The 9,768-nt window shown below is 41.0% G+C and carries 8 protein-coding genes; all 8 read right to left on the bottom strand.

Annotated elements, in window-relative coordinates:
• Positions 1 to 223: hypothetical protein (locus L1070_RS14465; protein ID WP_237126060.1), on the bottom strand; the 223-nt coding region annotated here is incomplete at its 3' end.
• 124 nt (positions 224 to 347) lie between these two features.
• Positions 348 to 2,330, bottom strand: a complete 1,983-nt coding sequence (locus tag L1070_RS14460; RefSeq protein ID WP_237126059.1) for a YcaO-like family protein — start codon at positions 2,328 to 2,330, stop codon at positions 348 to 350.
• Between the two features lie 7 nt (positions 2,331 to 2,337).
• Positions 2,338 to 3,444 carry an amidohydrolase family protein gene (locus L1070_RS14455; RefSeq protein ID WP_237126058.1) on the bottom strand — a complete coding sequence of 369 codons (1,107 nt, stop codon included), beginning with the start codon at positions 3,442 to 3,444 and terminating at the stop codon, positions 2,338 to 2,340.
• A 41-nt stretch (positions 3,445 to 3,485) separates the two neighbouring features.
• Entirely contained in the window at positions 3,486 to 3,968 is a 483-nt protein-coding gene (locus L1070_RS14450) for a hypothetical protein (protein WP_237126057.1), read from the bottom strand.
• Positions 3,969 to 3,979: 11 nt separating this feature from the next.
• Positions 3,980 to 7,963, bottom strand: a complete 3,984-nt coding sequence (locus L1070_RS14445; RefSeq protein ID WP_237126056.1) for a TOMM system kinase/cyclase fusion protein — start codon at positions 7,961 to 7,963, stop codon at positions 3,980 to 3,982.
• Between the two features lie 232 nt (positions 7,964 to 8,195).
• Positions 8,196 to 8,957 (bottom strand): hypothetical protein, encoded by a 762-nt coding sequence (locus tag L1070_RS14440; RefSeq protein WP_237126055.1) that lies wholly within the window; start codon positions 8,955 to 8,957, stop codon positions 8,196 to 8,198.
• 104 nt (positions 8,958 to 9,061) lie between these two features.
• Positions 9,062 to 9,340 (bottom strand): hypothetical protein, encoded by a 279-nt coding sequence (locus L1070_RS14435; protein ID WP_237126054.1) that lies wholly within the window; start codon positions 9,338 to 9,340, stop codon positions 9,062 to 9,064.
• 4 nt (positions 9,341 to 9,344) lie between these two features.
• Positions 9,345 to 9,680, bottom strand: a complete 336-nt coding sequence (locus L1070_RS14430; RefSeq protein WP_237126053.1) for a gamma-glutamylcyclotransferase family protein — start codon at positions 9,678 to 9,680, stop codon at positions 9,345 to 9,347.
• Positions 9,681 to 9,768: the final 88 nt, after the last annotated feature.

Below are 9,768 nucleotides of genomic sequence, written 5' to 3'. Positions count from 1 at the left end.
CCCCCTCATCTGTCCTTAGCATGTTATTGATTTGTCGAACAGCATTAAGAATAGATGCAGGATCGTTATTGACGCTTTTTCCCAGTACAGTGTATACAACATCATTTATGCTTTGATTCTTATGATCCGCTGACTTCTCATTGTTCCAAATTGAAGAAATACATCGCATAAATAATAGTCTAAGATTTAATAAATCTTCATTAGACGTGTTTGTTTCTTTCATAAAATCTATCCTTATTTATATCAAAGCTGGACTTTAACACTTATCTTCTCATGACGTTTCATAAAGATATTCATTTATCATATGAATTCCTACTTAATAGATGGCCATAAATAAATGTTTCTCTCTAAATATATAAACCTTGCTGATTGATTGTCTGCTCCGTTAGCGGTTCATTTAACCAGCCAAGTTCGACTGGCGTGTCGTATAAACGCGGGTTGCCCAGTTGAGGCCAGATGTGGCAAAGGCCTGGAACGAATACTTTGGCTGTGTGCATGGGGGATATGTTGCGCGTATAGTCAAATGCTAACACTTCTAAACCGCTATTTTTTAGCGTATTGATGATTTGAAAAACACATTCTTTAATATCATTTGAGTATTGAGAAGTATGACTCTGGCCTGTTTGGTGATTGTTCGGATACAGATAATTTTCGTCTGATATAGTGTTAAAGTCGAATGGAGCTTCATTTTGATCGCGGATAGGGATCAATTGACATAGCTCTGTTAACGCTCTTTGCGCCGCCATTTCAGGTTTTATGTGACACCCGAATCCAAATATAAAGCCTCCATCTTCTTTGTTCCTGCCTATAGCTGCCATCACGGGAACACTTAGATCATTTGTGATATCAAGTACCCAAAATTCGTGAGTTTGGCTTAGACTATTATTTAAAGGATCGAAGTATTCCGTATCTATCAAAGAGAGGTCAAAACTTGGGCGACTAACTTTGTTGTACCACCAAATAGCTGTTGCGTCTCGTTCTATCAGTTCAAACAGGGCTTGCAAAATGGCTTCTTCAAAGTTGTTACCAGCAGCACAACCATTGGAGTGCCAAAAACCATATTTGGTATCAGTAAATGGTGTATTTGCAAAACAGCAAACAAGAGGGGCATATACGCTTTCATTATTTGTGAGCGACCATAACTTATACCAATGCACAGGTTCTGAACCATAGCGAATAACAGCTTGTTTTCTTAAAGATTCTGGGGATTCTACATCTGCAAAGCAGTGATACTGTGAGTCGCTATATGGCAGCAGGTCATTAAAAGTTATATATCTAGCTCTCAGTTCACATGGTGTTGATAACTTATATTGTTCATTGCCAATGAACTGTGCGTTTTTCCGTTCAATGGCTTCACAAATGCCACTGACTTGAGATTGTGCCGGAGTAACACCTTTGCCCAAACAAATTTGCACGAAAGAAGAGTTGTGTTTGCCTAGAGTTGTGTGAGGTCCTCGGAAAAAGCCCGTTCTATATATTTTTACAGGGCTGTTGCCACACACCTCTAACACTTCAATGTGAGTCACTATACCGAATTTGTCACAAATAAAGGGCTTTAGTTTTTCGAGTGTTTCTTTGGGAGGAATTGCTCGTGAGCCTCCATCCTGATCCCAGCGACATAGAACACTTTTAAGCTTAACTTTATTTGAGTTATTGTTACGCAAAAGGAGTGGCTTTTCTGTTAAATGTGCAACGGAGTGCACCGTTGCTGTGCACTCTAACAACGATATCTCAACAGCGATAAGTTCGGGGGAGGTGTTTATGTTTTCAATGGCGGACTCTATCAAGTTGCTACTTACTATTGTCTCAAAGTGAGCGTCTCGTATATGAATAGGTTTGTAGCAACTAACTTCGCTATTCGATGTAGTAACAAATTGGTGTATAGGGTTATTTGATAAATACAGTTGGGCTATTGAGTCAACTAGGTTTGCTCTTGATTTAGAAACGATGAGCGTGTCATTGCTATGTAAAATAGTGGCTTGTTTTGTTTGATGCGACACATCTATTTTTGTTAGGCCAGAGTGCTCTGTAATGTTCAGAACTCTTACCCCAATCGTATTCAGTAGCGGCTCAATGTTTTCTAGTGAAACCTCCTCGACATACTTATCCTTATCAACGACAAGTGAAGCTTTTCTCAACAACTCAATGTTACGCATTAGCTGAATTTCTCTATCAATGTCGCCAGTGAATGGAGCTGATTTTCCAATGCATTTTAAATCGGGGAATTCGTCACTTTTAAACAAGTATAAGTTGTTGCTAAAACTAACCAAGAATCCAATTTTTTCACTAAAGTAGACTTTGGCATGAGGATTCCAATGATATGTAGACACTAGCATGCTAAATAATGTTCTTATGGTTGTTATAAAGGATATTATCAACCTGCTCTGCTTCAATCTCTCGCAACTCAGATCTTATATCCGTATCGTTTAAATGAATATGATCGGGGTGTGGAAAGTCACTACCGTATAAGAGCTTTTCATCACCAATGGCTTTAATACAATCTTGGATACTTGGTTCACCTAGTTCAACGGTTACCCAAAAATTTCGCTTAAAGTACTCTGATGGCGGCTGCTTGATTGTGTCTTTGATAAGGGTAGGGAATTCGGTATAACAAATATTGTCAAGTCTCCAAAGCCAATAAGGTATCCAAGAACAGCCCGCTTCTAGGAGCAGAAACTTTAAGTTCTGGTATCTCTCTACTACTCCTGATTCTAGCAATGATAAAAATGCCATCTGAATTTCAATAGGATGTGAACATGCATGCAGCCCAAAGCGACTTGTAAATCTGTCGGTACCAACAGTGTTACCAAATAAATGGGTTCCGCCGTGAATAGCAACGGTTAAGTTTAGCTGCTCACATTGATTCCAAAACTCTTCATAATCGGGATGCCCTAAAGAGCGACCTTTTATTACCTCAGGTCTGAGCTTGATTACTTTCCAGCCACGCTTAACTATATCGTCAAGCTGTTCAACCATGTTTTTTGGGTCATGGCGACTTATAATACCAACACCATGCAGCCTATCATTATGAGAACCAATGTAATCATAAAGCCAGCTATTGTAAGCTTTAGCAAACTCTAGAGAAGCCTCAGCATCTATTTTATCGTGATTAACAATGTACATGGCGAAACTTGGAAATAGTAATGACTCTTTGATGGCGGAGTCATTCATTGACATTAATTGCCCTTCCGCAGTCGTGGCTATAGTCCGTTCTACAAGGCTTTTTCCATTTTCGTGTGCCGCTGCAATTTGTATCTGCTCATGCCAGTGATCTAAAACGGGGTGGTCTCCAATCATTAAAACAGGGGGGATTTCATGGTCATCATTTTCTATTTGCTTTAAGTAAATGGGGAATCTTGAAAAAATTTTTTTATTGGTATATTTCTCCCAAAGAGAAACAGGCTCAATTACATGTCTATCAGCATCAAAAATTTTATGTGGCATTATCATTTCCTGTGGAGAGGCTTGTAGCCTCTCCATATCTTTTAGCAACAGCTAAATGGCATTTCCTTACCTTTAGCTTCGTAGTCAGCTAGCGCATACGCTTTCACATCGTTATTTTCAGGAGCAGGTGGAAGTGTAAAAATTACTTCTGTTGGCAAGTGACTTGCAGCTTCAATCCAACCATTGATTGGATGCATTTTTTCAATAAAGCTTTCATCATAACTGTAGTTTACCAACCCATCTTTATTAAACTCGTTATAAGGGGGGGTTTCAATAACCTCTTTATTGCTAGTCATCCCTCTGAATCGGATATATAAACCAGCAGGGGGAGTGTAGTCTGATAGTTTCAACATCATTTCCATAGGGTTGTTGATTACTTCATTTAGTTTTTCATCGGAAATCCATGAATAGCTAATCAATCTTCTGAATGCATTTCTCCACTCAGCATCTTTCTCGAAGCCCCAAAGTGGGTTTTCATCGCCATGTGCGTTATTTTCTTTAATATTTGCGTCTAGTTCTGACATAACGTTTCCTTTTAGGTTGTTGGAATGTTTCTTAGTATTTTTTGTGCTTCTTGTAAGAAAAACAAATTATCTTGCTCTTGACTTAAGGTAAGAGACTCTTTCAAGTATTTCTTAGCTTCAGTAAAGTTCCGAAGTTTAATCTCAACTGTTGATAAGGCATTGAGAATGGCAGGTAACGCAGGTAGTTCTCTATTCTTTTTAGATTTTTCGAAAGAGTACTGAAGGATCTCTTTCGCGCGTTCACATTCATTATTTGAATTTAAATGTAGGGCCAAAAATACTATGTACCACCCTGTAGCATAATCTTGACTTGACTCAGCTATTCCCATGATGATTTCTTCAGACTTTGCGAGCTCACCTTTAAAGCATGCTAAGAGGAAGTTTAAATATACTTGGTAGTAAGAGAAGTTTCTCTCTTCATAGATATTTGAAAAATATCGATCGCCAATATCTATGACTTCATTGGTTTGATTCAAGTACGCTTTTAATAGTGCTCTGAATAGATATGCCATTGCTGTAGCATGACATGCGGAGTGTCCCGAAGCTGTTTCTATTGCTTTTAGAGTGCACACATCTGCAGTCGATATATCGTTTTTATGAAGATAACTCAATGATGCAACAGAATAGGAAAATGGTTCAATATCAATCCCATACTGATTCAATATGTAATCACTGTCAACTTTATCCAGTAGTGTTTTCTTGATAGTTACAAAGCAATTGACTGACTGATCTAAATCGCCTTCAAAAAGGAATGATAAAATTAAATGGGCTAGAGTAACCGCTTGTTTATTATAGTCGTTGTCGTTTCTGTACTTCTCGATGAGAGATAGACCGTACTCAATCGTTTTCGGGCCTCCACCACAATAAAAAAGCTCCATAAAATTAATCCAATCAAGCTTATTCTTGATTGACACCATAACCTCCGTGGTATCACTGATAGCATTAGATGAAAATACTTGTTCTAATTTAACGCGAAACTCAAATGTTTGAGGTGATGCAGTCCCATAAGTACTTACATAGCATGGATAAATTGCGTCTAGTAATTCACCCTTAAGTTGAATTGCTCTGCTGTGATCAGTGATCTTTTCAGCAAGGTGTTCAGCGTGCTGAGCGACATCTAGAGCATGGCGGTACGAGTATTTCTTTACTAAATCAAGAACTGATTTCTTTGCCCACTCTGCGGCGGATTCGAAGCAGTTTGCTGCCTCAAAATGAAAGCTAATAAGATTTGGTTCACAGGATTGGCTACGTGAATATTGTTGATCTAAAGAAACAGCTACTGATTTGTGAATTTTACACTTTACGTCATCTAGGATGCTTTCGTATGTGACATCTCTTACCAGAGCGTGTTTGAAGATATAACTGTCGTTTTCGACTCTGCGTTGGTGGATGATAAGGTCATTGGCGATTAGTTCGTTTAAGTCGTTTTGTACTTGGTTTTCGCTCAAAGGAGAGGCGGCGACGAGCAGGTCGTATTCAAACTCTCGGCCGATGGTAGCGGCGAGTTGTGCGGTTTCTTTGGCGTATTGCAGGCTATCGAGCTTTTGCTGTAGTGACTCACGTAAGCTGGTTGGTACTTGGTCAAGCTTGTCTGGGTTTACAAAGTCGATGCGTCCTGCGTTGTCTGTCACTAAGCCTTTTTGCTTCAACATGCCCACTAGTTCTTCTATAAACAGTGGAATACCGTCTGTGCGGCTGATGAGTACATCCAGTACTTTACGCTCAACATCGCGGCCATCAAATAGCTTAACAATAAAATCTTCCGTTGCCTGTTCGGTGAGTTTTTGTAGGTTCACTTCCATTAGGGTCAGGTCGTGCAACTGGCTTGGTACTTTTTGTCGTGAAGTGCTCAGTAGCACATGACCGCCAGCGAGTTTTTGTGCAAAATGATGAATAAACTCAAGTGTTGAGCTATCTGCCCAGTGAATGTCTTCCACTATGTAAAGTTTAAACTCATTTAAAGCATGTTGATTGGCTAAAAGTAGGGCGCTTAGGCCGTTGTATAGCAACTCTTTTTGCGCATCCGGCGCCAGTGCCGAAGGCTGTAGTTCGTCTTCTAAATCTATATTGAGCCAAACCAGCAAAATGGGCAGTGCTTGCTCTGTGTTGAGCGCATCATCTTGCTCACTTAGATATTTGCTGAACAGTTCAATGGCGGCTTTGGCGTTGAGGTTAGAGGTATTAAACAAGTAACGAACTAACGTCAAAATAGGGTAGAGCGCGTTATTTTGGTGTTCGGGTAAACACTGAGCAACTAAGTGCTGGAACTGTGGTGCATTGGCACGAATTTCTTGTAGCAGCCTTGATTTGCCAATCCCCGCTTCACCGTGAATATGCGCAATGCGAGTATGGTCCGTTTGCTGTTTCATCATCGAAAGCGTTTGCTCTAGCTCGTGATGTCGACCAATCAGTTCATGATTGTTACGTGTACCGCGCATAAAGCCAAAGGCTTCAACACGTCGCTCACCCACTAGATTGTAGATGCTGACAGGTTCAAAAATTGGCCCGAACTGGCTTTGTCCATATGACGTAAACTCTGAATAGGAGTCCAGTATGGCGCGTGATTCTGAGGTACATAAAATTTGTTTTTCGCCCGCTTCTCGGGCAAGCGCCACGGCGATATTGGCGTTATACCCTTCTGGTATCGAGTTGGCGTAGGTAATAAATACCCCAGTGTGCATTCCCACATGAACATTTATAGCCACATTGTGGGCTTCATGCATCAGGGCGTTACGTTTGCTTAGCTCACTGACCATTTCAAGGGCAGTACGGGCACACAATCGGGCATCGTTGTCGCTGGCAACGGGATAGCCGTAATAAAACAAACAGGTGTCAGCCAAATTACCGACGTGATAAGCACCGTAACGGGTGGCAATGTCAATCAGATTGTTACGCTGAGACTTATAAACGGTGTCGATAACGTCATAATCTTTTTCATTACTATTCAAGGCTTTAACGCTGAGTCTGACGGCCAGCACGGTGAGCTGTTTGCGCTCCGTCAACGCGGTGTATTCTTGTACCGCTCGGTGGTTTGGGTCGTCATCGCGGATCAGTACCGTGGTGTCGTCAAAGCCATGCTGCGCCTGTACATCAGCCAGTACGCCAACAAGGTTAGAGACATTCATTTTTGACAGTTCTGAGTATGTTTCAGCGCCAGTGATCACACGTTCCGTGGCGTTTTTATGTAGTACCCTGCGCAGTAACTCTGACAGTGGATGGCCTAGCAATGCACTGGGAATGGGAATATGTACGTCACTGAGCTGCTTATGATATATCGACGCAATACTGTTACCGGTCACAGCGGGTAATCCGGTTAAACATTCTAAGAATACTAAGCCCCACACGTATAAATCAGATTTAGCAGAAGCCGGTTCACCGCGCAGTTGCTCCGGTGCACTATAAGAAGGTGTGCCCAGCGTTTCTTGTGTGAGTGTTAGGGTATTAAAGTCCGGTTGGCGGCTTTCATTTACCAAAGTACCAATACCAAAGTCGAGAATTTTGGCGTAGGTCTTGGCACCGGATTTGGTCAACATGATGTTGGCCGGTTTAATATCGCGGTGAATAATACCTTTGCTGTGCGCGTGTATCAGCGCATCTAAAACCTGTAGCATTACGTCGGTGGCGACGACTGAATCAAGCGCTTGCTCTGTGGTTAAGTATTCTCGAAGTGATACGCCTTCGACGTATTCGAATACGCCATACAAAATATCTTCATTCACTTGACCTCTATCGAGCAAGCGGACGATATGTGGGTGCTGAAGTTGACTACTTAACTCGGTTTCACGTTTAAAGCGCTCAATATAGCGTTGTTTTTTTTGTTCTTCGCAGTGAGGTTCTAAGGCGAGAAATTTAATGGCAACGGGTTGATTAGTGTTTTTATGCTTTGCTTTAAAGACCTTACCGAAACCACCTTCACCAATTTTGTGAATGAGTTCATAGTGTTCAGAGGTAAAGCTTGAGGTGATAAATTCATCTGAAAACTGTGTGAGCGACATAGCTTGATTGTTCCAAAAAATTTTATTTGTAACCAGATCCTTTGAAAAACTTCCTAGTTACAGTTTGTTTTTTATTCTTCTAGACAAGAAATCTCCGCTCTTCCGTGCACTTGTCTTAAGCTTGTCAGTATAGCCTACCTTATAGGTTTGTTTTTAGGGAACTAAAATTATATTTTTATTAAATTTGGGAACGGTAAGTAATAGAATTGTCTACTTACCGTTGTATGGGGTGCTACTTTAGGGTGATATTTATGTTGTCTAACTTGTTGTGGGAGATGGCATAAGTACGACTTCCTGATGCATAGCGGCTGTCAGTAGTACCGTAGCGACGACGTTCAAATTCAAAGTTAACAGTACAATCAAAGTTATTGTTTAGCTTCTCATTTTTGAAAAGTTCAAGGGCTTCAAAGTCGATTGATTTTTTACCATCGTCTTCAACATCACTGAGAATATGAGAGCTGCTTATCTCTTCATCGCCGTTTTTACACACACTGGAAATGGTAATTTTTAAGGATTCATTGTCTTTCGGGCTTGTTGCTTTAATCCAACGCAAGTCCAAAACCTCATCAACGGGGAAGGTTTGCTCGGTTTGTGGCGCTAAAATATCAATGGCCTGTGGCAAAGTGACCTTGCTTTTGAGCGTGATTTGCTCTTCTGCGCGGTACAGCTTTATCTCATATTCAGTATCTTGAGCAAAATATGGAAAGGTTACGCGGTAGTCGATATCGAAAAAGTCTACGTCTTTTTCCATATCTTTGGTGGTGCTATTGGCTGTGACCGATAACTTATCTCCGCTAACTAGGTTGAGGTTATTCCCTTTGCGACTACTAACATTGAGCTCTGCAATCACTCGGCTGTCATTACCATTTGAGGTAACGTAAATATCAGACCAAATTGCCTCGGTTTTTACATCGTTTGAATTTGTGGTTTCGGTTGAACAAGCACTAGCGAGTAGGCAACACAAAGCAGCACTGGTAAGCTTGAAATGGCGCATGAGATATCCTTATAAGAATGTACGCAAATAGAAGTGTGATGATATTAATCAAGCTGAGGTGTATATAAAATAGTAACTAACAAAAAATAACAAATTAATACAAATCAGCTTGTTGGCTCGATTATTACATTAACCTGATGAGCTTTTAATGAACAACTGAGCGCCTCAAGGTGGTGATTGAGGTGTACAAGTGCTTGTGATAGCTCGCTTTTTGACAGTGGCTGTGCGCAGTATAATTGGACTTTAAGGGTTGCATCTAGCTTTTTCATGGACCCTGTGTGGCTCAAATAGCAAAAGCTTGGACAGGTTGCTTTAAGCGCTTCACATGCTTGTGTGAGCTGTTGTATCAGCGCCTTCTCAAGGCGCTTTTCGGTTTTGGTCATAACTTTACTCAGCAGCAGCGTAGATCCAGCACTGCTTACCGGAGGCAAGCGTGGCCATCACACGATGATATTCATCCACTTCGTAGTTATCAGCTTGTGTCAGCTCATCATCCGTTATTAAAAAGACCATGCCTTTAACGGTGTCACTTTTGTCACCGGTGCGTACCAAAATTGGGTGGATATCTTTACCACTACTTGCGATAACCGCCGCATCCGTAATTTTTACTTCGTCCACTCGGTAACCCAGTAAGGTGTCGTGTTCACCTTCTAACAGGCGGCCGAAGGTGTCTAGTTGCACTTGGGATTGTTGCAATGTGCCGTATGAAAATAGTGCTTCCATGTTCTTTCCTGTCACCTAAATTGGCCCAAAACTATAGCAAAAATATAAATACAAAAATAGGCCAAATAACCCGCATTCAATGGATATG

It is taken from the genome of Pseudoalteromonas sp. MMG022 (genome assembly GCF_021654245.1).
Taxonomy (GTDB): Bacteria; Pseudomonadota; Gammaproteobacteria; order Enterobacterales; family Alteromonadaceae; genus Pseudoalteromonas; species Pseudoalteromonas amylolytica.
This window is presented reverse-complemented; position numbering and strand designations above follow the sequence as displayed.

Coding starts and splice junctions, on each gene's coding strand:
- L1070_RS14455 (WP_237126058.1), bottom strand. CDS start 3,444: ATGCCACATAAAATTTTTGATGCTGATAGACATGTAATTGAGCCTGTT.
- L1070_RS14450 (WP_237126057.1), bottom strand. CDS start 3,968: ATGTCAGAACTAGACGCAAATATTAAAGAAAATAACGCACATGGCGAT.
- L1070_RS14445 (WP_237126056.1), bottom strand. CDS start 7,963: ATGTCGCTCACACAGTTTTCAGATGAATTTATCACCTCAAGCTTTACC.
- L1070_RS14440 (WP_237126055.1), bottom strand. CDS start 8,957: ATGCGCCATTTCAAGCTTACCAGTGCTGCTTTGTGTTGCCTACTCGCT.
- L1070_RS14435 (WP_237126054.1), bottom strand. CDS start 9,340: ATGACCAAAACCGAAAAGCGCCTTGAGAAGGCGCTGATACAACAGCTC.
- L1070_RS14430 (WP_237126053.1), bottom strand. CDS start 9,680: ATGGAAGCACTATTTTCATACGGCACATTGCAACAATCCCAAGTGCAA.